Source organism: Luteibacter yeojuensis, from assembly GCF_000964085.1.
Lineage (GTDB): Bacteria > Pseudomonadota > Gammaproteobacteria > Xanthomonadales > Rhodanobacteraceae > Luteibacter > Luteibacter yeojuensis_A.
Map to the genome: position 1 here is coordinate 107245 of NZ_JZRB01000003.1, position 24531 is coordinate 131775.

Consider the following 24531-nt stretch of genomic DNA (forward strand, 5'->3'; position numbering starts at 1 on the left):
GGCGAGGGGGCACCATGCGCACGCGGCTCGACCGCCAGCGGCTTCAGGGACCCATGTTTCGACGACTTCGACCATCGCACCGCGCGTTCGCCTGGCTCGCCTTCGTGGCGATGGGCCTGACGGCGTTCATGCCGGTCGTTTCCCAGGTCCTCCGGCCACCCGCCGCGCTGGTCAGTGACTGGTGCGAGGGCCACATGGGGATGGTCCATGACGGCCAGCCCATTCCCCCAGACCATGGCACCGCGCCCATGGACGCCTGCGGCTATTGCGCATTCATGGCCCACCACCCCGGGTTGCCGACGGTCCCGGGCGTGGTCATGCGGCCGCCGGCCCTTGGGCCGGAGGTCTCGCCGGCGGCGGTGCCCCGGCGCCTCGCGATGGCGGTCCCCCTGCTCGATGCCGCGCCACGAGGGCCGCCGCTCGCCTGATTCGACCAGCGCCGGCCGCCGAAGCGGTCGTTTTCCATCGAATCAGGACCTTTCCCATGTTCTCGCACTCCCGCGCGGCCCGTCCGTGCGCGCCCGCTCGCCTCCACCGGTGGGCCCGCCGCCCCTTGCCCGTCTTCATCGCACTCGCCTGCCCGGCCTTGGCGCACGCCGGCGACCCACCGCCGACCGATAACCTCACCCCCATCGTGGTCACCGCGCCGATGGAGACCAGCCCGCTCACCGTGGTCACCGACCCGAAGGCTCCCCGTCAGCCGGTGCCGGCCAGCGATGGCGCCGACTTCCTCAAGTCCATCCCGGGCTTTTCCACCATCCGCAAGGGTGGCACCAACGGCGACCCGGTGCTGCGCGGCATGGTCGGCTCGCGGCTCAACATTCTGGTGGACGGCGGCCAAATCGGGGGCGGCTGCCCCTCGCGCATGGATCCGCCGACCTCTTACATCTCGCCCCAGCTCTACGACAAGGTCACCGTGATCAAGGGGCCGGAGACGGTGCTCTACGGGCCGGGCAACTCCGCCGGCACGGTGCTGTTTGATCGGGAGTTCACCCGTTACACCGAGCCGACGGTGGGGCTCAACGCCAGCGTGCTGGGCGGCTCCTGGGGCCGGAACGACCAGATGGTGGACCTGCGCGGCGGCACTTCGCAGGGCTACCTCGGCATCAGCGCCAACCACACCCATTCCCAGGACTACGACGACGGCAACGGCGATCGGGTGCGCTCTTATTACGACCGCTGGAATGCCGATGCCACGGTGGGCTGGACCCCGACCGACGACACCCGTGTGGAACTCACCGCCGGCCGCGGTGATGGCAAAGCCGCCTATGCGTTCAGCAGCATGGACGGGGCGCAGTTCTTGCGCGAAAGCGCGGGGCTGAAGGTGGAGACCAAGAACCTCTCCGAGCACGTCACCAAACTCGAAGCGCAGGTCTACACCAACTACGCCGACCACGTGATGGACAACTACACCCTGCGCGATCCGGACCCCGCTTCCATGATGCCCACGGCGATGGCGAGCGATGTGGCCCGGCGCACCAACGGCGGGCGGGCGGCGGTCACCCTGGACTGGTCGGACGTGGTCAAGATCGTGGCCGGCGTGGATGGCTCGACCAACACGCACACGGTGCGCAACGGTGGGCCGCCCGGCAGCATGATGGGCTACTACCGCGACCTGCCGCGGGACCGCGATGCCCGGATGAGCACCGTCGGCGCGTTTGCCGAAGCCACGTGGGCCCTCGACACTAAGTCACGGTTGATCACCGGTGCCCGCGCGGACCGCGCGCATGCGCGCGGCTACACCCTGGCCACGGACGACGGGGGTGGCATGGACATGGATGGCATGAACATGGGCGGCATGGACATGGGGATGGGTGCGTCGGCGACCACCGCCGCCAGCCGCTCCAACTGGTTGCCCTCGGGCTTCGCGCGTTACGAACACGACCTGGCCACCGTGCCTGGCACCGTCTACGCCGGTGTGGGCCATGTCGAGCGCTTCCCCGACTACTGGGAGTTGTTCGGAGGCCACGTGGCCGGGGACGTGGACGGGTTCCGACGCACCCAGCCGGAGAAGACCACCCAGCTCGATGTCGGGTTTCAATACCGGACCGACCGCATGAAGGCGTGGGTGTCGGCTTACACCGGGGTCGTCCACGATTTCATCCTCATCCACTATGGCCTGGACGCGATGGCCATGGGCGCGGCGCGCAACGTCAATGCCCGCACCGCAGGCGGCGAGGCAGGCGCGGTGATTGCGTTGACCGATCGCTGGAAGCTGGACGGCACCTTGGCGTATGCCTGGGGCGAAAACCGGACCGATCACCGCCCGTTGCCGCAGATGCCGCCCTTGGAAGCCCGGTTTGGGCTGACCTACGACACCGGCGTGTGGTCGGCCGGCGCGCTATGGCGCCTGGTCCACGCCCAGCACCGCGTAGCCGTGGGCGACGGCAACATCGTGGGCCAAGACCTGGGGCCCACAGGTGGCTTCGGCGTCTTCTCGCTCAATGGCGGCTACCGCTTCTCCAGGGCCGTGACGCTAAGTGCGGGCGTGGACAACCTGCTCAACAAGACCTACGCGGAACACATCAACGCAGCCACCGCCGGACTGGTCGGCTACGTGAACACTACGCGGGTCAATGAGCCAGGCCGAACGGTGTGGGCCAAGCTGGAGGTGACGTTGTAAATAGGGAGGCCGGCGCGACCGCGTCGACCGGCCTCAACGTCCTGCTGCTGGCGTCTGCGCAGTCCAAACCCTATCCCCGTTTAGTGTCCGGCTTGGATCCGCTTGGTGGAGCTAATCGCCAAAGAACTCATAGCCTCCAGCAGCTTCGGGGGAGCGCCTGAATACAGCACCTGAAAGGGTCGCAAGCTTGCCTTGAGGGCGGGCACCCACAGCTGACATTCGTAAGTCAGCCTCCCCAAGAGCCAAATCAACCGAACGCGCAGGCGCTGCTGACGGGTCAACTCGCCCAGGCCATTGGGGAAGTGCTTGGCGTCGTCCAACATGGCCTCAATGGGCGACTGTCGATTCTCGACCAGATCAACCAGCTTGGCTTCGAACTCCGACGTCCGCCATTTGTGCGAGATGTCATTCCGAAGTTTCCTGAGCAGGTCGAGCTCACCCAGCACGTCCTCACTGCCCCATCCGAACGCGAAGGCAAGCTTTACCCTAGAAGAGAAGTTCGCCAACGGACCGTATCCGGTGACCAGATCTTTGGGGCCGCCAGGAACATGCCGTGGCAGCTCGCGCAGGAACATGTCCTTTAAGAGGTCGTCCGCATAGGCACAGGCGATCACAGGCAGAGACCGCTCTTCCTCTTCGACCATGAGCGTAGCGAACTGCTCGAATGAGGGAATCACTTCTGGATCCCAAGAGGCCCCGGAGACGAACGTTTCGACACGCCTCTTAGCAATGGCCTTCTCAAAGTTGCGAAAAAACTGAAGACCGTTCTTTTCAGCGTCGGACATCTCCATGCTCGCGATATCTTTATCAATCCAATCGCTCATGGAGCAACCTTCGGTTTTTGCGGCTTCTTTGCGGCGCTTTTCGGCCGTCCTCGTCCTTTGGGAGCATTAGCCAGAATCGCTTTCAGCGCAGGCTTGTCCATGAACGGCCAGGCCAGTTCCGGGAAGAAAGTCGCCAACTCTTCCGCGGTCCATGGACGCATGTAAAAAGCCTCATGAACGCCGTCCCCGGGCTCGTGCCCGACCAGGGCCTTTCGCCGCTCTCCCGGAAGATTCGTTTGGAGCCGCTGGATGACCGACTTTCGAAGGCTATGAAACGCAATCTTTCCCTTCGCACGGCGAGGCTTCATTTCCAGCACTTCGTGGACGAGATACCGAAAACCCTTGCTGATGGCGTTGCCAGCCCCCGATTTGGAATCAATCCTCATGCCTGGGAAAAGACGCTCCTCACCCAAGGCGCGCAGGTGCTCCACATGAGCCCAAAGTCCCATGTCCAAAAGATCCGGATGGAGCGGCACCAGGCGCTTGCTGGCCTCGTTTTTGACGCTCTGGCCATCGGATTCGTTGGTGATGCGGACGCATTTCGTGCCCTCAACCACTTCGAAATCCCGCAAGAACAACTGGGCCACTTCACTGACACGGGCACCGCTGTAGAGGCCAATGAGCGAACCCCAACGGGCATGCGTGGTCGTCATCCGGGCAAAGTTTTTCGGATCAAAGATTCGGGCAAGTTGCGCGTCGTCGAACGCTTCCCAACCATGCCCGCGATTTTTGGCAGCGAGCTTTTCTGCCTTGGTGAAGACTACGACGCCCTTGACGGGGTTGTCTCCCTTGACGTTGCCAATGCGGCGTTGGGCCTCAAAGAGCTGGGCGACATGGGAAACCCACTGCGCCACCGTCCGCTTCGATCGCCCCTCGCTCTGAAGTTCGGCGGCCCAAAGATCCGTTTCCTGCGGGGTGACTTCATCCACCCGCTTCGAAGGACCCAGCGCCTCGATGTAACTCCAGATAGCCCGCTGGCGTTGGTCCCAGGTATCGGGCTTCATCCCGGCCTGTTCCGCAGCCTGGTAGCGCTTGAATGCCTCCAACAACGTGGGAGCCGAGGACACAGGGACTGCCGGGGAACTCGGCGCAACCGCCATGGCCATGGGCGTCGTCGGCCGGACTGCCTGAAGCAAGCGGAGGGCTTCTAGCGCAGCCGTATTGTCCTGTTCGGTGCCGTCGGTGCGCATGGAAAACCCGCCGTCGGCACGGTGATCAATCTCAAACTTCGAGACCTTCCATTCCCGGTTCGCCATGCCTTTCCCCCTGGCTTCTGCGATGGCATGAGCATACTGCGCGCCCAGCTCGTAGGCATACAAACGGGCCAGGCGCATGTCCCGCACGCCCAAGCTTCGCTTGATGATTTTCTTGCCGAAGGCTAGCTGGAGATCGCGGGGAACGACCAGTCGGAAATACCAGACGCCAGACTTATGACGGAGCAAATGGTGGGGTAGACGCATGGCTTCTGACCTACCCGAGTGACCCAAACGGAAAACGCCCAGAAACACGAGGCTTCTAGGCGTTCAACGATTCGCAATAATGGCGGAGAGGGTGGGATTCGAACCCACGGTACGCTTGCACGTACGCCTGATTTCGAGTCAGGTACATTCGACCACTCTGCCACCTCTCCGGAAGGGTCGACGGCAGGCTGTGCGGCCTGCCGAGTCGGCAATGATAGTGGGTCTTCGGCGCCGTGACAACAGCCTTTTGATGGGGCATCCTGCCCTCGCGAATCCACGCTTTCCAGGGCCACCATGATCGAGTTCGGGCACGGCACGCACACGGGTCTCCGCCGTCTGCGCAATGAGGATACCTACTACGCCGATGCCGGCCTTGGGCTCTTCCTGGTCGTCGATGGCATGGGTGGCCACCAGCACGGCGAGGTGGCTTCGGCCATGGCCCGCGATGGCGTCGTGGCGCAGGTCACCGCCGGGCAGTCGCTGGTGGATGCCATCCAGCGCGTCAACGAGGCGCTCATCGCCCGCTCCGGGGGCCTGAAGGAATCCCGCCCCATGGGCACCACCATCGCGGCCATCCGCGTGGCCGGCCGCCATTACGAGGCGGCGTGGGTCGGCGACAGCCGTATCTACCGGTGGGTGGAGGGTTCGCTCGATCGGCTCTCGCACGACCATTCCATTGTCGAGGCCCTGGTCGAGGCCGGCGAGCTGACCGAGGCCCAGGCGCGCAACCATCCGCAGCGCAGCGTGCTCACCCAGGCGCTGGGCATCACGGCGCCCGACCAACTCCATATCGGGCTGGCCCGCGGCGAGCTCGCGGCCGGTGCACGCCTGCTGCTGTGCACCGACGGGCTAACCGATGAAGTGGCCGATGAGCGCATCGGCGCCATCGTGGCGCGGACGGATATCGCCGCGCAGGAGTGCGTCGACCACCTGGTGCTCGAGGCGCTGGCTGGCACGGGGCGGGACAACATTACCGCGATCCTGCTGCGCGTCGCGGGGTGATCGCGCGCAAGCGCGCTCCCACAAGGGGGCGGGCTTTGCCGGGTTAGTGCACCGTGTCTTCGGCTTCCAGTTTGCGCCAGATGCTCTGGCCGCCGGCGGCCTTGTCGAGGGCATCCAGCCGCCTGGCGTGAAGCTCGAGTTCCTCGTCCGTGGCGCGCAGCACCACGGGGCGACGGTGGATGACGATGTCGCCCAGCACATTCGCCGCGTTGTTGTCGGCGCCTGCGTCGAAGACGAAATCGAGGCCGACCTGGCCCGAGGTCATCGCGACGTAGACATCGGCCAGCAGCTGCGCGTCGAGCAGGCCGCCGTGCAGGTCGCGGTGGGTGTTGTCGACGCCGAGGCGCTTGCACAGGGCATCGAGGCTGTTGCGCTGGCCCGGGTACATGGTGCGGGCGAGCGCCAGCGTATCGAGCACCGTGGCGTGATCGGCCACGGTGCCGTACTGCGGCCCCAGGCGGGCCAGCTCGGCATTGATGAAGCCCACGTCGAACGCCGCGTTGTGGATGATGAGTTCCGCACCCTTGATGTAGGCGAGGAACTCGTCGACCTTGTCGCGGAAGAACGGCTTGTCGAGCAGGAACTCGTCCTGGATGCCCGTCACCTCGCGCGCGCCTTCGTCGATGGCGCGCTCGGGGTTGAGGTAAGTGTGGAAATGGTTGCCCGAGGGCCGGCGGCCGACGAGTTCCACCGCGCCGATTTCGATCAGGCGATGGCCCAGGTGCGCTTCCAGGCCGGTGGTTTCGGTATCGAGGACGATCTGCCTCATGCCACCTGCCCCTTCGCCTTGTAGAGGATGGCCTGGTCGCGTGCGGCGACGTCGACGCGCTCGTTCTCCTCGTGGCCCGCGTGGCCCTTCACCCACTCCCACGTCACCGTGTGCGCCCGGGTGGCCTCGTCGAGGCGCACCCAGAGGTCCTGGTTCTTCACCGGCTTCTTGTCGGCCGTGAGCCAGCCGTTGCGGCGCCACTTCGGCACCCACTCCTGCAGGCCCTGCATGACGTATTTGGAATCGGTCATGAGGTGCACCGTGCACGGGCGCGTGAGGGCCTCGAGCGCGGAAATGGCGCCCATCAGTTCCATGCGGTTGTTGGTGGTATCCGGCTCGCCGCCGGAGAGCATCTTTTCGATGCCACGGGTGCGCAGTAGCGCGGCCCAGCCACCCGGGCCGGGGTTGCCCAGGCAGGCGCCATCGGTGAAGGCTTCAACGTGGTCGGTCATGCAACTTCTTCAGCGGAGGGTTTCACGGGCGTGCCGGCGCGCGCCCGAGGCGAACGTGCCTGGCACGGGGGCGGGCGACAAGGCCACGCGGGGGCGCAAGGGTACCGCCGACGGGCGTTTTTTGCGCGCCACCAGCAGGTACCCGCCGCCGATGAGCGATTCGCCCGCCGCCGCGCCACCCGCGCGCGGCCAGGCGCTGCCCAGCCGGCGGGGCATGGAGAGCTCGAAATCATCACGCACCAGCCGTTGGCTCCACCACCAGGGCCAGGTAAGCCGCGGACGCGCGCCGCGGCTCTGGCGGGCCACCCAGGGCGACCACAGGCCCACCGGGTGGAACCCGGTGATGGCGATCATGCCGCCGGGTTCGAGCACGCGGATGGCCTCGTCCAGCAGGTTGTCCTGCCGGGCCGTGGTCTCCAGCGCGTGGCGCAGCAGGACCACGCCGAAGGCCTCGTCGGTGAACGGCAAGGGCTCAAGGCCGCTGGCCAGTACATCGCCGCCGAGGTGGGCCCCGGCGACGCGCACGGTGGCCCAGTGGCCCAGCAGCGGGATGGCGGGGGGCTCGCCCGCATGCGCGGCCGTGAGGTGCAGGCCATGGCTGCCGGTGCAGCGGTTCAGCAAGGGGGCGAGCACGCGGTTCTCGTCCGCAAGCAGCTTGCGGACGTGGGGCGTCGCATAGATGTCAGAGACGAAGTTGGGCATCGGTAACCCAGTGTAGTGAGGTTACGGAGGCTCCGCACCGGTTAACGCCGGGATAACGAGCGGGAAATACCCGGCTGATATAGTCCGGCCGCCCCACCGACGTAGCGGAGTTCGGCCCGATGCATTGGGTACCCGTCGCGGCCTTGAGCGACAACTACATCTGGCTGGTCGCCGATGACGATGGCAACGCCTTCGTCGTGGATCCAGGCGAAGCCGCCCCCGTCGAAGCCGCTCTCCGCGAGCGCGGCTGGGTGCTGCGTGCCATCCTGCTCACGCACCACCACAACGACCATATCGGCGGCGTCTTCGACCTCGTGCGCGAGCACGACGTCGAGGTCTTCGCGCCGCTCGACGAGCGCATCCACTACAAGACGCAGATCGTAGGCGGCGGCGACACCGTCCAGCTCGAATCGCCACGCGCCACGTTCCAGGTGCTCGAGGTGCCGGGCCATACGCGCACCCACATCGCCTACGCGGGCGAGGGCTTCCTGTTCTGCGGCGACACGCTGTTCAGCGTCGGCTGCGGCCGCCTCTTCGAGGGCACGGCCGAGCAGATGCTCGCGGCCATGGATACCTTCGCCCACCTGCCGCCGGAGACCCTGGTCTGCTGCGCGCATGAGTACACCGCGGCCAATGTCCGTTTTGCGCTCAGCGTCGATCCGGATAACGGCCCCCTGCGCCTCCGTCGCGACGAGGTGGCGCGCCTGCGCGACGAGGGCCGCCCCAGCGTGCCCAGCCGCCTCGCCGACGAGCTCGCCACCAATCCTTTCCTGCGCGTGGACAGCGAGGCGATCGCCCGCTGGGCCGAGGCCCATGGCAAGGCACACGCCACGCGGACGGAACGCTTCGCCGCGCTCCGCCAGGCCAAGGACACCTTCACCGCATGAAACGCCTGGCCCGCCGGCTGTTGCCGACCCTGCTCCCGATGGTGCTCACCGCCTGCGCCACCACGCCGCGCCCGGTGGCGCCGGCCATGGCCCCGCCACCGGTGGCACCTGTCGACACGGTGCAGGACGTCAACATGTCGCCGAAACTGGCGCGCCCCGCCCCGCCCGCCGATTTCTGGGGCGAGATGCGTGACAGCTTCGCCATGCCCGGCTGCGAGGCCGATCCGCAGGTCATGGCCTGGGCACGTACCTACACGAAGATGCCCAACCGTTTCGAGCAGCAGGTGAACGAAGTGCTGCCGCTCATCGTCTACGCGCACAAGGCGGCGATGAAGCACAGTGTCGCGGGCGAATTCGCGCTGCTACCCTGGGTCGAGAGCCAGTACCGCCATGTTCCGGGCGCGAAGAACCGCCCCGCCGGCATGTGGCAGATCATGCCGCAGACCGCGCATACGCTTGGGCTGCGCGTGGAAAAGAACTACGACGAGCGGCTGGATATCACCAAGTCCACCGAATCGGTGATGTCGATGATGCGCCGCTATTACGACGACCTGGGCGATTGGCGCCTGGTCGACGTCGCGTACAACGCGGGCGAGTTCGGCCTGAAGAAAACCATCGACAAGCATGGTGGCCCGTCGGACGACGATGGCCTGCCCGATGTGCCGATGAAGGCGAACACGAAGGAGCACCTCGTCAAGCTCATGGCCATGGCGTGCATCGTGCGCGACCCGGCCCGCTTCAACGTGCAGCTGCCTAAGCAGGATCGCGACGACGCCCTGCAGGTGGTGAAGGTCGACAACCCGCAATCGCTCGCCCAGGCGGCGAAGCAATCGGGCCTGTCGATGAACGACCTGCGCGACTTCAACCCGGCTTACCGCACCAGCAAGGGCACGGTGGCCAATACGCTTTTGTTGCCGAAGAGCGCGGCCGACCAGTACAAGCTCGGCCCCGTCGATCCGGTGGCGGATGCACCGGCCGCGGATGATGCGGATGACGCCGCCGACGCCACGCCGGCGAAGGCCACGGCAAAGTCGAAAACCACCAAGGGTGGCAAGGCGTCGAAGACGACGAAGAATGTCGCGAAGGCATCGAAGAAGCCCGAAGGCAAGGCCGCCGTCTACAAGGTCAACAACGGCGAATCGCTGTGGACCATCGCGCGCCGCCACCAGGTGAGCGTCGAACAGCTCATGAAGTGGAACGACCTCGACACCGCCGCCGTGAAGCCGGGCCAGGTGTTGAAGCTCACCGCGTCGCGCTAACCTCAGGCAATGTGGGAGCGCGCTTGCGCGCGATGGGCGTTGCGTCGAGCGCCCATCGCGCGCAAGCGCGCTCCCACCGAAACAACTTAGAGCTGCACCACGTCCCACTGCACGTCGGCGCCCACGTCGGCGTCGTAATCCACGCCCTGCGCCTCGAAGCCGAACAGCTTGATGAAGTCATGCTTGTAGCCGGCGTAATCGGTGTCGTCCCACAGGTTGGCGGTGGTGACGGTGGGCCACAGGGCCTTGCACTCGCCCTGCACGTCGTCGCGCAGCTCCCAGTCGTCCAGCCGCACGCGGCCTTCGGCATCGGTCTCGGCCGGCGCGCCGTCGGCGCGGTAGAGGCGATCGTGGAACAGGCGGTTGATCTGTTCGATGCAGCCCTCGTGGATGCCCTTGGCCTTCATGATCTTGAACACCATGGACACGTACAGCGGGATCACCGGGATGGCCGAGCTGGCCTGGGTGACGACCGACTTCATGACGCCCACGTACGAGCGCAGGTGGCGCCTCTTGTGGCGCTCGCGCAGCTCGGCGGCGGTGCGGTCGAGGTGCTGCTTGGCCTGGCCCAGCGTGCCGTGCCAGTAGATGGGCCACGTGATGGACGTGCCCACGTAGCTGTAGGCGATGGTCGTGGCGTTGTCGGCCAGCACGCCGGCTTCCGCCAGTGCGTCGATCCAGAGCGACCAGTCCTCGCCACCCATGACGGTGACCGTATCCTGCACTTCCTGCTCGGTGGCCGGCTCGACCGTGGCCTGCACCACTTCGTTCTTGTTTGTATCGACCGACGAGGCGGTGAACGTCTCGCCCATGGTCTTCAGCGCGGAGCGCACGACCGTACCCGGTTCGCCCAGCTTCGTGCCCTCCGGCAGCTTGCGCACGGGCGAGGCAAGCGAATAGACGACGAGGTCAACCTTGCCGCCCATCTCGTTCTTGATGATCTCGATGGCCCTGGCGCGCGTCTCGTTGGCGAATGCGTCGCCGTTGATCGATTTCGCAAACAGGCCAGCCTCGCGGGCCAGCTTGTCGAACGCATACGAGTTGTACCAGCCGGCCGTGCCGGTCTTGGTTTCGCTCGACGGCTTTTCGAAGAAAACGCCCAGGGTATCGGCGCCGTGGCCAAAGGCGGCCGTGATGCGCGAGGCCAGGCCATAGCCCGTGGAGGAGCCGATGACCAGCACCTTCTTCGGGCCGCTGGCGAACGCGCCGCTGGCCTTGGTGATGGCAATTTGTTCTTCGACGTTCTTCGCACAGCCGACCGGGTGGGCGGTGGTGCAGATGAAGCCACGAACCTTGGGTTGGATGATCACGGGTTGTCCCTTTGACGCGATAAGACCGCCATTCTAAATCGGGACGGCATCCATGCGCTTCCGCATGTTGCAGGGCAAAAAAAACCCGCCACGTGGGCGGGTTTTCGTACCTGGGCACGGTGGCGCCCGGTTTACATCCGGTCGTTCGCAACCTGGATCTTCGCCTTGGCACGCAGGGCGTCGATGTATTCGAGCGTCACGGCGCGCGCCATGGCGTCCATCATCTGGCCACGCAGGGCATCGCGCTGTGCCTTCTCGACCTTGGCCGGGTCACCATCGGTGACCTTGTCGACCGCGACGACCGCATAGGTGCCGTTGCCAACCTGCACGGTGGCCCACGACGGCTTGCCACCCGCCGGGCGCGGCAGGTTGAAGGCTTCGCGGAGCACGGCCGGCGGCACGTCCTTCGCTTCGCCCAGCTTGTTACGGGAAAGGCCCGCGGCGGTCTGCACAGGTGCCTTAGCCAGCGCGGCGAGGTCACCGCCCTTGGCAAGCTGTGCGACAAGCTCGTCGGCCTGCTTCTTCGCCTGCGCATCGACGCGCTCGTCGAGGATGCGCTGGCGGATGGCATCCTTGACCGTGGCGAGGGCCTGCGGCGCGGCGGCGTTGTGCTTGGCCATGTGCAAGACGATGGCGTCACCCTTGCCGATCTGCACCAGCGAGGAATTGTTGCCCTGGTTCAGCACATCGTCGGCAAACGCGGCCTGCACGAACTTCGGATCCTGCGGGATGCCTTCGCCACCCTGGTGGCCGAACAGCGGACTGGTCTTGATCGCCAGGCCCAGCTCTTTCGCCGCCGGCTCGAGCGAACCCGGGTTGCGTTCCGCCAGATCGGCCAGCTGGCCGGCCTTCTCGTTGTACAGGCGCTCGGCCTCGGCCTTGGCCCAGTCGGAGGCGAGCTGGCCGCGCACCTCGGCGAACGGCTTGGAATCGCCCTCGCGTGCGTCGCGCAGCCAGATGATGTGGTAGCCCTCGTCAGGCGAAAGGATGGGCTCCTTGCTGACGTCACCCTTCTTCATGGCGAACAGGGCGGCATCGAACGCGGGGTTGGTGACACCCTTCTCGAGCCAGCCGAGGTCGCCACCGGTACGCTTGGAGCCAAGGTCGTCCGAGCTATCGGCGGCCAGCTTCGCGAAGTTGGCCGGCGTGGCTTCGGCAGCAAGCTTCTTCGCCTTCTCGAGCGCGGCTTTCTGCTGCTCGGGCGTGGCGTTCTTCGGCACGTTGACCAGGATGTGCGAGGCGAGGCGCTGCTCGGGCTGCGCATAGCGCTGCTTGAATTTGTCGTAGTACTGGTGAAGCTGCTCGTCGGTGGGCTCGCCCACCTTCAGGTCGGCCTGCTTCACCTCGAGGTATTGCACGGAGACCTGCTCCGGCGTGGTGTAGTCGGCGATGTGCGACTTGTAGAAAGCATCGATGTCGCCATCGGCCACGCTGGCATCGGCGAGCGACGGGCGCGGCAGCGAGACGTAGCGAAGATCGCGTTGCTGGTCGTGCAGGCGGAAGAAGTTGTCGACGTCGGCGCTGCTGACGAGCGTGGTGGCCGCGATGGCCTCGGGCAGCATCTGCGTGGCAAGGCCCGTGCGCACCTTCGCTTCGTACATGGCCGGGCTCATGCCCTGCTGTGCCAGCACGGCGCGGTAGGTGCCCGCATCGAAGCGGCCATCGACCTGGAAGCCCTGGTCGCCGCCGATGGCGTCGCGCACCGCGGTATCGGACACGGCCAGGCCGAGATCGGTGTTGGCCTTCTGCAACAGCACCTGGTTGATCATGCCGTCGAGCACCTGCTTCTTCAGCTCGGGCTTCTCGAGGTCGGCGACCGTGTAGGGCGCATTGGGCGTGGCAGCGAGCTGCTGGCGCAGTTCCGTCAGGCGGTTCTGCCAGTCCTGCTGCGAGATCTCGTGGTCGTCCACCTTCGCGACGAAGGTATCGACGCGGGAGACGAAGTAAGACTCGATGCCGAAGAAGGCGACGGCAAAGACGCAGATGCCGAGGACGACGGCAGCCGGCCAACCGTGGATCTTGTTACGCAGGGCTTGCAGCATGATGCGACTCGCACAAGGAGATAAAGCAAAGGCGCCACGCGGGCGCCTTTGCAGGACCATTGGCGGAGTGGACGGGACTCGAACCCGCGACCTCCGGCGTGACAGGCCAGCATTCTAACCGACTGAACTACCACTCCACTTTCCGTTGGTGGGTGCTGAGGGGATCGAACCCCCGACCAGCGCCGTGTAAAGGCGACGCTCTACCGCTGAGCTAAGCACCCCGCGTAACGGTAAGCCCTTTAGTTTACGTGATCCTTGAGCGCCTTGCCAGCCGTGAAGGCCGGGACCTTCGACGCCGGGATCTTGATTTCCTCATTCGTGCGCGGGTTGCGGCCCGTGCGGGCAGCGCGGCTGCGCACCTTGAACGTGCCGAAGCCGACGATGGCGACATCGCCGCCGCTCTTCAGGCCGTCCTTCACCGCCTCGATGAAGCCCTCGAGCGCGCGGCCAGCGTCGGCCTTCGACAGCTCGGACTTTTCAGCGATAGCGGCGATAAGTTCGGATTTGTTCATTACGTGACTCCCTAAAGGTAATTCGGAACGCCGGACGGCGATCCCGGACGAAAATACGTCAGGTCAACGGACCTGCCATGGGCAATGTCGGCGACCCCGCGATGCATGGCGCCCTTGCGGCGCGGGCGATGGCGGTGTGGCCTTTATACCAGTGCCCTCCCCCCGCCGCAACACGAGCAATACCAACGTTTTCAGCGAAAGTGCATCATGCCGGGAGGCTTGCATCGCACGGAGAAAAAGATTATCGCGGAGCATTAATGACAGGACGACGAAATAAAAAAGGGCGCACCAGGGTGCGCCCTTTTTCCCGCCGTGGCGGAACGTTACATCAAGCGGTCAATGCGTGAGCGATGGCGCGTTCTTGCCTTTGCCACCCTTGCCCGCTTTACGCGCAACCTCAACCGGCTTGCCGTCGTCACCCGTCTTGCCCGTGCCGAGCGGCCGCTCGAGCGCGAGGTCGAGCACTTCGTCGATCCACTTCACCGGATGGATCTGCAACGAGCTGGTGATGTTTTCGGGCAGGTCGACGAGATCCTTGCGGTTCTCGTCGGGGATGATCACCGTGGTGATGCCGCCACGATGCGCCGCGAGCAGTTTCTCCTTCAGGCCGCCGATGGGCAACACGCGGCCACGCAGCGTGATCTCGCCCGTCATCGCCACTTCGGAGCGCACCGGCACCTTGGTGAGGGCCGACACGAGCGCCGTGCACATGGCGATACCCGCGCTGGGGCCGTCCTTCGGCGTGGCGCCTTCGGGCACATGGATGTGGATATCGAGCTTCTCGTGGAAATCCGGCTCGATGCCGAGGCCCGCCGCGCGGGCACGCACGACGCTGAGCGCGGCCTGGATCGACTCTTTCATCACGTCGCCAAGCTGGCCGGTGTTGACGAGACGGCCCTTGCCCGGCACCACCGATGCTTCGATGCTGAGCAGGTCGCCACCGACCTGCGTCCACGCCAGGCCGGTGACCAGGCCCACTTCGTTCTTCTGCTCGGCACGGCCGAAATCAAAGCGGCGCACACCCAGGTAGTGGTCGAGGTTGCTGGCATCGACGTGCACCTGGTGCGGTGCGAGCGCCTTGGCCTTCGCGCCCTTGCCACCCGCTGGCTTCGCCACCTTGGCTTTCGCGCTTGCCGGCACGGTGCCCAGGGCGAGCTCCTTGACCACCTTGCGGCAGATCTTGGAAATCTCGCGCTCAAGGTTACGCACGCCCGATTCACGCGTGTAGTAGCGCACGATGTCACGCACCGCGTCCTCGGCCACCGTGAGCTCGTCATCCTTGAGGCCATTGGCCTTGAGCTGCTTCGGCAACAGGTACTTCTGCGCGATGTTGAGCTTCTCGTCCTCGGTATAGCCAGGGATGCGGATCACTTCCATGCGATCGAGCAGCGGGCCCGGGATGTTCAGCGAGTTGGCGGTGGCCACCCACATCACTTCCGACAGATCGAGGTCGACTTCAAGGTAGTGGTCGTTGAACGCGTGGTTCTGCTCCGGGTCGAGCACTTCGAGCAGCGCAGACGAGGGGTCGCCACGGAAATCCATCGACATCTTGTCGATTTCATCGAGCACGAACAGCGGGTTCTTCGTGCCAACCTTGTTGAGGTTTTGCACGATGCGGCCGGGCATGGAACCGATATAGGTACGGCGGTGGCCGCGGATCTCGGCTTCGTCGCGCACGCCACCCAGGCTCATGCGCACGAACTTGCGGTTCGTCGCCTTGGCGATGGACTGGCCAAGCGAGGTCTTGCCCACGCCGGGCGGCCCGACGAGGCAGAGGATGGGGCCCTTCATGGTGTTCACGCGCTGCTGCACCGCGAGATATTCAAGGATGCGCTCCTTGACCTTCTCGAGGCCGAAGTGGTCGGCGTCCAGGGTCTCCTGCGCCAGCGCCAGATCCTTGCGGACCTTGCTGCGCTTCTTCCACGGCACGCCCACCACCCAGTCAAGGTAGTTACGCACCACCGTGGCTTCGGCCGACATCGGCGACATCTGCTTGAGCTTGTTGAACTCCTGGCGCGCCTTTGCCAGCACCGCCTTGGGCATGCCGGCATTGTCGATCTTCTTCTGGAGCTCCTCGATTTCGTTCGCGCCCTCTTCGCCTTCACCCAGCTCCTTCTGGATGGCCTTCATCTGCTCGTTGAGGTAGTACTCGCGCTGGCTCTTCTCCATCTGCGACTTGACGCGGCCGCGGATGCGCTTCTCGACCTGCTGGAGGTCCATCTCGCCATCGACCAGCCCGATGAGCAGCTCGAGGCGCTGGCCGACGTCGGAGGTCTCGAGCACCTTCTGCTTGTCGGCCATGCGGACCGACAAGTGCGCGGCGATGGAATCGGCCAGGCGTGATGGGTCGTCGATGCCCGAAAGCGTGGCGAGGATTTCCGGTGGCAGCTTGCGGCTTTGCTTCACCAGCTGCTCGAACAGCGAGACGAGCGAGCGCGACACCACGTCGAGTTCGCGGTCGTTGCTGCTGTAGACCGGCTCGATGACGCGGGAGCGGCCGCGCATCATGCCGGCATCGTCTTCGAACGCATCGATGTGCACGCGCGACTGGCCCTCGACGAGCACCTTGACGGTGCCATCGGGCAGCTTGAGCAACTGGAGGACGCCGGCCAGCGTACCCACCTGGTGCAGGTCGCTTACGGACGGGTCGTCGATATCCGGGCTCTTCTGCGCCACCAGGAGGATCTGGCGCTCACCCTCCATGGCCTGCTCGAGCGCGCGCATGGATTTGTCGCGCCCCACGAACAGTGGAATGACCATGTGCGGGTAGACGACGACATCGCGCAAGGGCAGGACCGGCAGCAGGTCCAGCGCGGCTTCGCTCGTGGTTTCTCTGCGAATCTTCGCCATGTGTCTGGGTTTTCCCTCAAAAGTGTGGGGCTCGCCCCGACACTGCGCCGGAGCCACCATGGTAGTCAAGTGGAGGTTCGCGAAGGCGCGATCAAGGGCGGCGGCACCATACAAAAACGGCCCCGGCGCATGTGGCGCCGGGGCCGTTCAACGCGTGCCAGCGATGGCTGGGTCAGGCGGCGTCGCCGCCCTCGCCCGCTATGCGCTGCTGCAAATTGCCGCGATAGATGAGGTAGGGCTCGGCCTGGCCTTCGATGACGGCATCATCGACGACGACCTTGCTTACGTGCTCCAGCGACGGCAGCTCGAACATGGTGTCGAGCAGCACTTGCTCCAGGATGGTGCGAAGGCCGCGCGCGCCTGTCTTGCGCTTGAGCGCACGCTTGGCGATGGCCGAGAGAGCCTCCGGGCGGAATTCCAGCTCGGCGCCTTCCATGTCGAACAGCTTGCGGAACTGCTTGGTGATGGCGTTCTTCGGCTCGGTGAGGATCTGCACCAGCGCAGCCTCGTCGAGTTCGTCGAGCGTGGCCACGACCGGCAGGCGGCCGACGAACTCCGGGATGAGGCCAAAGCGAACCAGATCGGCCGGCTCCACCTCGGACAGCATCTTGCCAACGTTTTCGGTGCGCTCCTTGGAGCGGACCTCCGCGCCAAAGCCGATGCCGGTGGTCTCGGAGCGCTGCTGGATCACCTTCTCGAGGCCGGCGAACGCACCGCCGCAGATGAAGAGGATATTGCGCGTATCGACCTGGAGGAATTCCTGCTGCGGATGCTTGCGGCCACCCTGCGGCGGCACCGACGCGAGCGTGCCCTCGATGAGCTTGAGCAGGGCCTGCTGCACGCCTTCGCCCGAGACGTCGCGCGTGATCGAGGGGTTCTCGCTCTTGCGCGAAATCTTATCGATTTCATCGATGTAGACGATACCGCTCTGCGCTTTCTCGACGTCGTAATCGCACTTCTGCAGAAGCTTCTGGATGATGTTCTCGACATCCTCGCCGACGTAGCCGGCTTCGGTGAGCGTCGTGGCATCCGCGATGGTGAAAGGCACGTTGAGCAGGCGCGCAAGCGTTTCGGCCAGCAGCGTCTTGCCCGAACCGGTGGGACCGATCAGGAGGATGTTCGACTTGCCGAGTTCGACTTCGTCGTTCTTCTGGCGCGATTCCATGCGCTTGTAGTGGTTGTAGACCGCGACCGAGAGCGCCTTCTTGGCGCGGGTCTGGCCTACCACGTACTGGTCGAGCGCTTCCATGATTTCGCGCGGCTTGGGGAGATGCGTGCGGCCGGAGGCCGCCTTCTCTTCAAGCTCTTCGCGGATGATGTCGTTGCACAGCTCAACGCATTCGTCGCAGATGAACACGCTGGGGCCGGCGATCAGCTTGCGCACTTCATGCTGGCTCTTGCCGCAGAAGGAGCAGTACAGAATCTTGCCGTCGTTGGAACGGCCTTGCCGCTCGTCGCTCATGCTTTGGGCCCTACTGAGAATCCAGATGCGCTTTGAGAATAGCACAGCGCCCCGCCCCGGGAACCCGGGGCGAAGTGCCGGTTTTCACAAGCAAAATGACTGATCAAGCCGAACGGACGGTATCGACCGTGCGCCTGTCCAGGACCGAGTCGATCAGGCCATAGGCCTGCGCTTCGGCACCGCTCATGAAGCGGTCGCGCTCGGTATCGCGGGCGATGTCGTCGACCGACTTGCCGCTGTGGTGCGCCAGGATAGCGTTGAGACGCTCACGCATCGTGAGAATTTCACGGGCGTGGATCTCGATGTCGGTGGCCTGGCCGGAAATACCGCCCGCCCACGGCTGGTGGATCATGATGCGCGAGTGCGGCAGCGAATAACGCTTGCCGGCCGCACCGGCCGCCAGCAGCAGCGCGCCCATGGAGGCCGCCTGGCCGATGCACATGGTGCTGACATCGGGCTTGACGAACTGCATGGTGTCGTAGATGGCCATGCCCGCGGTGACGGAGCCACCGGGGCTGTTGATGTACAGGTTGATGTCCTTGTCCGGGTTCTCCGATTCAAGGAACAGGAGCTGCGCCACGATCACGTTGGCCATGTAGTCGTCGACCGGGCCCACCGCGAAAATGACGCGCTCCTTGAGGAGGCGCGAGTAAATGTCGTACGAACGCTCGCCGCGCGAGGTCTGTTCGACGACGATGGGCACCAGGTTGAGGTTCTGGATCGGAGCCATGGACATGCGGTCTCTCCTTCGTATGGGGCCCGGTTGTTACAGTGGCCGGCGCCTTACGCGCCGACCGGTCGCATCACCTCGTCGAAGCTCAGCTCCTGGTCGGTGGCCTTGGCGTTATCCGCCACCCACTCGGCCACCTGGTCTTCCATCACGCGGTTCTGCAGTCCCTGCATCAGTTGGGGGTCACTGTTATACAACTCAATGACCTTTTCCGGCTCTTCATAGGTGGAGGCAATCGCCGACAGCATCTCGCCCATGCGCTTGCGGTCGAGGCGGAGCTCGTTCTTGCGGGCGATCTCGCCCATGAGCAGGGCGGCGATGACGCGCTGCTTCGCGAACGGCAGGGCCTGGGCCACCATCTCGGGCGACGGCTGCTGGCCGCGCGGCAGGTTGCCGGCCGCCAGGCTCTGGGCCTCGGCGTTGGCCATCAGGTCGGGCACGTCCAGCCCGGGGTAGGCGCCAGCCAGCTTCTCGGCCACCTCGGACTTGAGGCGGGCCATGAGCGTGGCCTTGAGCTCGCGCTCGAGGTTGTTGCGCACTTCCTGGCGGAACGTGTCGATGTTGCCATCGGCGACGCCGAACAGCTGGATGAAGTCGTTATCGACGGCCGGGAGGTTCGGCTCCTGCACCTTGATGATCTTGAAGGTGACCTTGGCGGTCTTGCCGGCGAGCTCCGGGTTGCGGAAGTCTTCCGGGAAGGCCACGTCCTGGACCAGGTCGTCGCCCGCGGTACGGCCGGTGAGGGCGTCGTCGAGCGCCTTGAACAGCGTGCCCGAGCCGATGACGCTGCCGGCGCGCTCCAGGCCCTCGGCCGGGAAGCGGTAGTCGCCCGACTCGGCGGCGTACTCGAACATGACGAAATCGCCCTCCTGCGAGGCGCGGGCCACTTCGTCGAAGCTGCGGCGCTGCGTACGGAGGGTTTCGATCATCTTGTCGATGTCGGCGTCCTTCACCTCGGCCTTGGGGCGGGCGATCTCGAGCGCGGCGACATCGATGGCCGGGAACTCCGGCATGACCTCGAACGTGGCGGTGTAGGCGATCTCGCCGTCGACGGCGTTGCCCGTGGTATCGACCGACGGGTTGGCGATCGGCTGCAGCTTTTCCTGGTTCACGGCATCACGCAGGGTGGAGCCGATGAGGTCGGAAAGGGCTTCGCCACGCACCTGCGCGCCGAAGCGCTGCTTGATGACGGCGGTGGGCACCTTGCCCGGACGGAAACCCTTGAGGCGAACCGTGCGACCCATTTCCGCGATGCGCTCGGAGACCTGCGCCTCCAGGCGCTCGGCCGGGAACTTCACCGTGAGCTTGCGCCCGAGCTTGCCGACATTCTCAACCGAAACCTGCATGACCTCTCCTGAAACCGCCGCCGACGCGGCGCGATGGCGGCATCCGCCGCCTTGACCGAAAACAAGGGATTCACTGCGAGCGCCTGGCCCCACCCCGGCCGGGCCGGTCTGGCGAAAAACCTCGCAAATGACTGCCCATTCTACGTTTTGCCGTCACACCCCCGCAACAGGGCCTAAGCCGCTGCCCAGCGCCGGGGGCCGCCGCCTTCCGAGGCCAGCGAATCGCCCGGATTGGTGAGCGCGCAGGCCGATAGCGAAAGGCACCCGCAACCGATGCAGTCGCCCAGCCGGTCGCGCAGGTTGGTGAGATGAGCGATGCGCTCGTCGAGATCCTGGCGCCAGCGCGCGGACAGGGCCGCCCAGTCCTCCCGGCCCGGCGTACGGCCTTCGGGAAGGCTTGCCAGGCCCTGCCTGACCGCTTCGAGGGGAATCCCCACCCGCTGGGCCACGCGGATGACCGCGACCCGCCGCAGCACGTCGCTGGCGTACCGGCGCTGGTTGCCGGCGGTACGCAGGCTCTGGATAAGCCCCTTGCGCTCATAGAAGTGGAGTGCCGACACGGCCACGCCAGCGCGTTTCGCCACTTCGCCCACGCTCAACTCGCGCATCCGCTTGACCTCAACCATGGTTCAGGTTGGATCCTGCCCGCTCCGGGCCGTGCGCGCAAGCGTGCGACACTCCCCTCCCCCAAGGATCGATCATGAACGTGGGCACGTCCGACCCCAACCTCCTCAACGCCGCGGCCTCCCCCACCGACGGCATCCTCGCTCCCCGCTATCGCGCCGCCACGCTTGGCATGGTGGCCCTGATGTCCCTCATCGCCTTCGAGGCGCTGGCCGTCACCACGGCCATGCCCACGGTGGCGAGGGAACTCGACGGCCTGCGCATCTACGCCCTCGCCTTTGGCGGCGTACTGGCCACCAGCGTCATCGGCATGGTGATCTCCGGCCGCATGAGCGACCGCCGCGGTCCCGCGCCTGCCATGTGGCTTGGCCTGGTCGGTTTCGTGGGGGGCCTGCTCGTCGCGGGCTTCGCCCACACAATGGCCCTGTTACTTGTCGGGCGGCTGATCCAGGGTCTTGGCGCCGGCCTGCTCTCGCCCGCGCTCTATGTCATCGTCGGCCGCCTTTATCCCGAGCACCTCCGTCCGCGCGTGTTCGCGTCGTTTTCGGCGGGCTGGGTGGTGCCGGCGCTCGTCGGCCCCGCGATCAGCGGCCTCATCGTCGAGCACTTCGGCTGGCGCTGGGTGTTCCTCGGCGTGCCCCTGCTCGCCTTGCCCGCGGCGCTCGGCCTCCGCGGCGCCCTCCGCTCGCTCGATCCGCCGTCGGGGCACGCCGACGACCGCCCGGGGCGGATGCTCAATGCGGTGGGTGCGTCCATCGGCGCATGCGTGCTGTTCCTGGCCGGCCAGGAACATAGCTGGCGTGCCGTGCCGATGCTTGTCCCTGCCCTGGCAGCGCTGGTCTTCTGTGGTCGCCGACTGCTCCCGCCCGGCACGTTGCGCGCCGCGCGCGGGCTGCCGGCGGTCATCGGCCTGCGTGGCCTCGTCGCGTCCGCCTTTTTCGGTGCGGAGGCCTTCCTCCCGCTCGCGTTCTCGCGGCAACACGGCCTGTCGCCGGTTTGGTCCGGCCTGGCCATCAGCGTCGGCGCCATCGGCTGGTTCTCGGGCTCGTGGTACCAGGGCCACCTTGCGACGATCTCGCGCCAGGCGCTGCTCATCCGCGGCACGGGCCTGATGGTCGTCGGAACGATCATCGCCGGCCTCGCGACATTCGCCGTGACGCCAGTTCCCATCGCGGTGCTTGGGTGGCTCACGACAGGCCTCGGCATCGGCATGGTCTACGGCACGGTATCGGCGCTCGCACTATCCCTGTCCGCACCGCATGAGCAAGGCACGAATGCCTCGGCGCTGCAACTGTGCGAATCACTCGCCGTCGCATCCACGCTCGCCATTGGCGGCTCGTTGTTTGCGGCTTTGCTCAACGCGTCGCAGACGATGGCGTTTGGTGCGAACTTCGCGATCACCGTCGTGCTTGCGTTGCTTGCGACGGTGGTGGCGCGACGCACGAATACGCCTTCTGCGCTTTAAAAAAGGGAAAAGCCTTACGCAGACGGTCGGGCGACGTCGACTGTGGGACCCAGCGTTGCTTGCGTAACGTGTGGCTGCACTTCACCTGCCATGCCGCGCTGATACGCTAGGAGGATCCATGGAAGCAACGAGGAAACCGATGTCGCCCACTGAGCTCATGAAAGTGCGCAGCGAGATCAACAAACTCATGGCCGAGACGGCGAAGATCAACGCCGAGGCGCGCTGGTATCCGTTCGTCGCCACGGCCGGCTTGTTCGCTGCCGCGGTTGGCTTCGTGAAGTTGATGGGCGCTGTTTTTTAGCGCCAAAGAAAAAAGCCCCGGCACCATAGGTCCTGGGGCTTTCTCTTTTTTTTGGTGCGAAAGGCGGGACTCGAACCCGCACGGGTTGCCCCGCCAGAACCTAAATCTGGTGCGTCTACCAATTCCGCCACTCTCGCGCAGGGCGCATTTTAGGAGGCCACGTGGCCTCCGGTCCAGCGGCGCGGATACCTTAGCTCCGGCACCCCGCCAGCAGGTCCATCCCGGCCTGGTAGACCGTCGTCCGGGTGTCGAAGAACCCCAGGAGGGTATGGAACAGGTTGTCCTGGCTGGCCGGCTGCGTACGGCGCTGGGCCATGCACTCGAGGCTCACCCCGCTATCGCGCACCCAGCCCGGCGAAAGCCACATCAGCATGGGGATGTGCTTCTGCTGCGAGGGGCCTGTATCCCAGTCCGCGCCGTGCAGGTAGATGTCGTTCTCGCCCAGCGATTCGCCGTGGTCGGATAGATACATCATCACGCTGTCGACGTCGGGGGTGGCCTTCAGTGCCGCGACCACCTCGCCCAGGATATGGTCGGTGTAGAGGATGGTGTTGTCGTAGCTCGCCACGGTCTGCTCGTAGGTGCAGGTCTGCACCTCCGCCGTTTCACACCCGGGCTTGAAGACATTGAACGCCGCCGGGTAGCGCTGGTAGTACGCCGGGCCGTGGCTGCCGCGTATGTGCAGCACCAGCAGCGCGGGTGATTTCATGGCGGCCAGGCGTGCCGGCAGGTCGTGCACGAGCACCTCGTCGACGCACCCGCTGGCATCGCACAGCCCAGGCACCTTCGCGTCGGTCAGGTCGTCGTGCGGCACGCGCGCGCACATGTCCTTGCAGCCTTCGTCGTTGTCATGCCAAAACACATCGACGCCCGCATGCTGCAGGATATCCAGGGCATTCCAGCGTGACTTGGCCAGCGGCTTGTCGAACTTCGCGCGCGTGAGGTTCGAGAACATGCACGGCACCGACACCGTCGTCGCCGTGCCGCACGACCACGCATCGCTGAAGTAGATGGCCCCTTCCCGCTTCATCTCGGGATTGGTCTCGCGCCCATAGCCCTGCAGTGACTGGTTCTCCGCACGCGCCGTCTCGCCCACCACGAGCACCACCACGCGCTTGCGCGCCGCCATGGCGGCGCTGGGCGCCAGCGTGGCGTCGGTGCCGATGGGCGTCATCGTCGCCTTCTTGCGGAACACATCGTGCTGCAGGTAGTGGAACGTGCCGCTCAGCGCTGCGTACGGGTTGAATACCTCGTACATGCCGCGATGGTTGCGCTCGAAATAGACATAGTTGCGGCCGGCGAGGTTCGCCGGCACCGTCATGAGGATGACGGCCCCCGCGATGGTCGCGGCACGCCAGCCCAGGCCACGCCAGCCCGGCGTGAACCGCACGGGCACGAACAGGATAAGCAGCGCAGGCAGCACGCCGAAGGCAGTGATCCAGGCGACCGAACCGAGGGTGAGAAGCTGGCGGGCCTCGGTCCACTGCGTCTCGAAGATGCTCTGGATGATTTCCTCGTTGAGGCGCACGCCAAACGTCGATGCATAGAACGCGCTGGCGGCAGCGACGAGGACAAGGATGGCCAGCAGGGGCTTGCCAATACGCGGCCACGTGACCAGCGCCAGGGTAAGCACCAGGTTGCCGACCAGGCGGCAGCAGACGGTGATGCCAAGCACCCACCAGCCAGCGATGCCCTGCGACGCGGCAAGCGCCTGATGCACTTCGCCCCACAGGCTGCGGTTGAGGATGGCAAGGAGGTAAACGGCGACGAGGGCGCCGAGCATCCACGCGGGGATGGCTCGCCTCGCGCGGCGAATGGGCAGAGCGTTACGCATCGATTCCTGGGCTCCTACGCGCACCCAGCTAATTCGTGCATTGCCGCCGATTATCCGGGCAAAAGAAAAAGGCACTT

The 24531-nt window shown here is 65.5% G+C and carries 21 protein-coding genes and 4 tRNA genes; 7 read left to right on the forward strand and 18 right to left on the reverse strand.

Going from position 1 to position 24531, the window contains the following annotated elements:
- The first annotated feature begins 53 nt into the window (after positions 1–53).
- Together VI08_RS21940 and VI08_RS01940 are read left to right on the forward strand one after the other, a co-directional pair.
- Positions 54–428, forward strand: a complete 375-nt coding sequence (locus tag VI08_RS21940) for a DUF2946 domain-containing protein (RefSeq protein ID WP_198148816.1) — start codon at positions 54–56, stop codon at positions 426–428.
- Between the two features lie 56 nt (positions 429–484).
- Positions 485–2623 (forward strand): TonB-dependent copper receptor, encoded by a 2139-nt coding sequence (locus tag VI08_RS01940; protein ID WP_084621175.1) that lies wholly within the window; start codon positions 485–487, stop codon positions 2621–2623.
- A gap of 80 nt (positions 2624–2703) precedes the next feature.
- Here VI08_RS01940 and VI08_RS01945 read toward each other — a convergent pair whose 3' ends face one another.
- From VI08_RS01945 to VI08_RS01955, 3 genes are all read right to left on the reverse strand, one after another.
- The gene (locus tag VI08_RS01945; RefSeq protein ID WP_045827851.1) at positions 2704–3447 is read right to left on the reverse strand and encodes a hypothetical protein; all 744 of its coding nucleotides are present in this window, start codon (positions 3445–3447) and stop codon (positions 2704–2706) included.
- Complete coding sequence (locus VI08_RS01950) at positions 3444–4907, reverse strand: site-specific integrase (protein WP_157006250.1); 1464 nt, start codon at positions 4905–4907, stop codon at positions 3444–3446. The genes VI08_RS01945 and VI08_RS01950 overlap by 4 nt, the downstream gene beginning before the upstream one ends.
- An 80-nt stretch (positions 4908–4987) precedes the next feature.
- Positions 4988–5077 (reverse strand) — tRNA-Ser (locus VI08_RS01955).
- Between the two features lie 124 nt (positions 5078–5201).
- Here VI08_RS01955 and VI08_RS01960 point away from each other — a divergent pair.
- The gene (locus tag VI08_RS01960) at positions 5202–5909 is read left to right on the forward strand and encodes a PP2C family protein-serine/threonine phosphatase (protein ID WP_045827853.1); all 708 of its coding nucleotides are present in this window, start codon (positions 5202–5204) and stop codon (positions 5907–5909) included.
- A 43-nt stretch (positions 5910–5952) separates the two neighbouring features.
- Here the strand turns inward: VI08_RS01960 and dnaQ are convergent, their stop codons facing one another.
- From dnaQ to VI08_RS01975, 3 genes are read right to left on the reverse strand one after another with little or no spacing between them, the layout of a single operon-like run.
- On the reverse strand, positions 5953–6678 hold the full coding sequence (gene dnaQ, locus VI08_RS01965; RefSeq protein ID WP_045827854.1) for a DNA polymerase III subunit epsilon: 726 nt from the start codon (positions 6676–6678) through the stop codon (positions 5953–5955).
- Positions 6675–7130: a ribonuclease HI gene (gene rnhA / locus VI08_RS01970; RefSeq protein WP_045827855.1), complete on the reverse strand. Its 456-nt coding sequence runs from the start codon at positions 7128–7130 to the stop codon at positions 6675–6677. Before rnhA ends, dnaQ begins: the two co-directional genes overlap by 4 nt.
- Before the next feature lie 9 nt (positions 7131–7139).
- On the reverse strand, positions 7140–7832 hold the full coding sequence (locus tag VI08_RS01975; protein WP_045827856.1) for a methyltransferase domain-containing protein: 693 nt from the start codon (positions 7830–7832) through the stop codon (positions 7140–7142).
- 119 nt (positions 7833–7951) lie between these two features.
- On the opposite strand from VI08_RS01975, the gene gloB reads away from it, so the two are divergent.
- A complete protein-coding gene (gloB, locus tag VI08_RS01980) occupies positions 7952–8719 on the forward strand; it encodes a hydroxyacylglutathione hydrolase (protein ID WP_045827857.1) in 768 nt (255 codons plus the stop codon).
- The gene (locus VI08_RS01985) at positions 8716–9978 is read left to right on the forward strand and encodes a transglycosylase SLT domain-containing protein (RefSeq protein WP_052697627.1); all 1263 of its coding nucleotides are present in this window, start codon (positions 8716–8718) and stop codon (positions 9976–9978) included. Before gloB ends, VI08_RS01985 begins: the two co-directional genes overlap by 4 nt.
- A gap of 86 nt (positions 9979–10064) precedes the next feature.
- Here the strand turns inward: VI08_RS01985 and fabV are convergent, their stop codons facing one another.
- From fabV to soxR, 10 genes are all read right to left on the reverse strand, one after another.
- A complete protein-coding gene (gene fabV / locus VI08_RS01990; RefSeq protein ID WP_045827858.1) occupies positions 10065–11288 on the reverse strand; it encodes an enoyl-ACP reductase FabV in 1224 nt (407 codons plus the stop codon).
- Between the two features lie 131 nt (positions 11289–11419).
- Positions 11420–13330, reverse strand: coding sequence for a SurA N-terminal domain-containing protein (locus VI08_RS01995; protein ID WP_045827859.1), 1911 nt, complete (start codon positions 13328–13330; stop codon positions 11420–11422).
- A 60-nt stretch (positions 13331–13390) separates the two neighbouring features.
- Positions 13391–13467 (reverse strand) — tRNA-Asp (locus tag VI08_RS02000).
- Positions 13468–13476: 9 nt separating this feature from the next.
- Positions 13477–13551: transfer RNA gene (locus tag VI08_RS02005), tRNA-Val, on the reverse strand.
- An 18-nt stretch (positions 13552–13569) separates the two neighbouring features.
- The gene (locus tag VI08_RS02010; RefSeq protein ID WP_045827860.1) at positions 13570–13842 is read right to left on the reverse strand and encodes an HU family DNA-binding protein; all 273 of its coding nucleotides are present in this window, start codon (positions 13840–13842) and stop codon (positions 13570–13572) included.
- 336 nt (positions 13843–14178) lie between these two features.
- Positions 14179–16692: an endopeptidase La gene (gene lon / locus VI08_RS02015; protein ID WP_045827861.1), complete on the reverse strand. Its 2514-nt coding sequence runs from the start codon at positions 16690–16692 to the stop codon at positions 14179–14181.
- Positions 16693–16864: 172 nt separating this feature from the next.
- The gene (gene clpX, locus VI08_RS02020) at positions 16865–18154 is read right to left on the reverse strand and encodes an ATP-dependent Clp protease ATP-binding subunit ClpX (protein ID WP_045827862.1); all 1290 of its coding nucleotides are present in this window, start codon (positions 18152–18154) and stop codon (positions 16865–16867) included.
- A gap of 103 nt (positions 18155–18257) precedes the next feature.
- A complete protein-coding gene (clpP, locus tag VI08_RS02025; RefSeq protein WP_428992125.1) occupies positions 18258–18884 on the reverse strand; it encodes an ATP-dependent Clp endopeptidase proteolytic subunit ClpP in 627 nt (208 codons plus the stop codon).
- 53 nt (positions 18885–18937) lie between these two features.
- Positions 18938–20230: a trigger factor gene (tig, locus tag VI08_RS02030; protein ID WP_045827864.1), complete on the reverse strand. Its 1293-nt coding sequence runs from the start codon at positions 20228–20230 to the stop codon at positions 18938–18940.
- A gap of 173 nt (positions 20231–20403) precedes the next feature.
- Positions 20404–20856, reverse strand: a complete 453-nt coding sequence (gene soxR / locus VI08_RS02035) for a redox-sensitive transcriptional activator SoxR (protein ID WP_198148817.1) — start codon at positions 20854–20856, stop codon at positions 20404–20406.
- A gap of 74 nt (positions 20857–20930) precedes the next feature.
- Between soxR and VI08_RS02040 the strand changes: the two genes are divergently transcribed.
- Both VI08_RS02040 and VI08_RS21945 read left to right on the forward strand, forming a co-directional pair.
- Positions 20931–22319, forward strand: a complete 1389-nt coding sequence (locus tag VI08_RS02040) for an MFS transporter (RefSeq protein ID WP_045827865.1) — start codon at positions 20931–20933, stop codon at positions 22317–22319.
- A gap of 157 nt (positions 22320–22476) precedes the next feature.
- Complete coding sequence (locus VI08_RS21945) at positions 22477–22620, forward strand: hypothetical protein (RefSeq protein ID WP_232309423.1); 144 nt, start codon at positions 22477–22479, stop codon at positions 22618–22620.
- Between the two features lie 52 nt (positions 22621–22672).
- On the opposite strand, the gene VI08_RS02045 is transcribed toward VI08_RS21945, so the two are convergent.
- Positions 22673–22757 (reverse strand) — tRNA-Leu (locus tag VI08_RS02045).
- 53 nt (positions 22758–22810) lie between these two features.
- Positions 22811–24454, reverse strand: coding sequence for a phosphoethanolamine transferase (locus VI08_RS02050; RefSeq protein WP_045827866.1), 1644 nt, complete (start codon positions 24452–24454; stop codon positions 22811–22813).
- Positions 24455–24531: the final 77 nt, after the last annotated feature.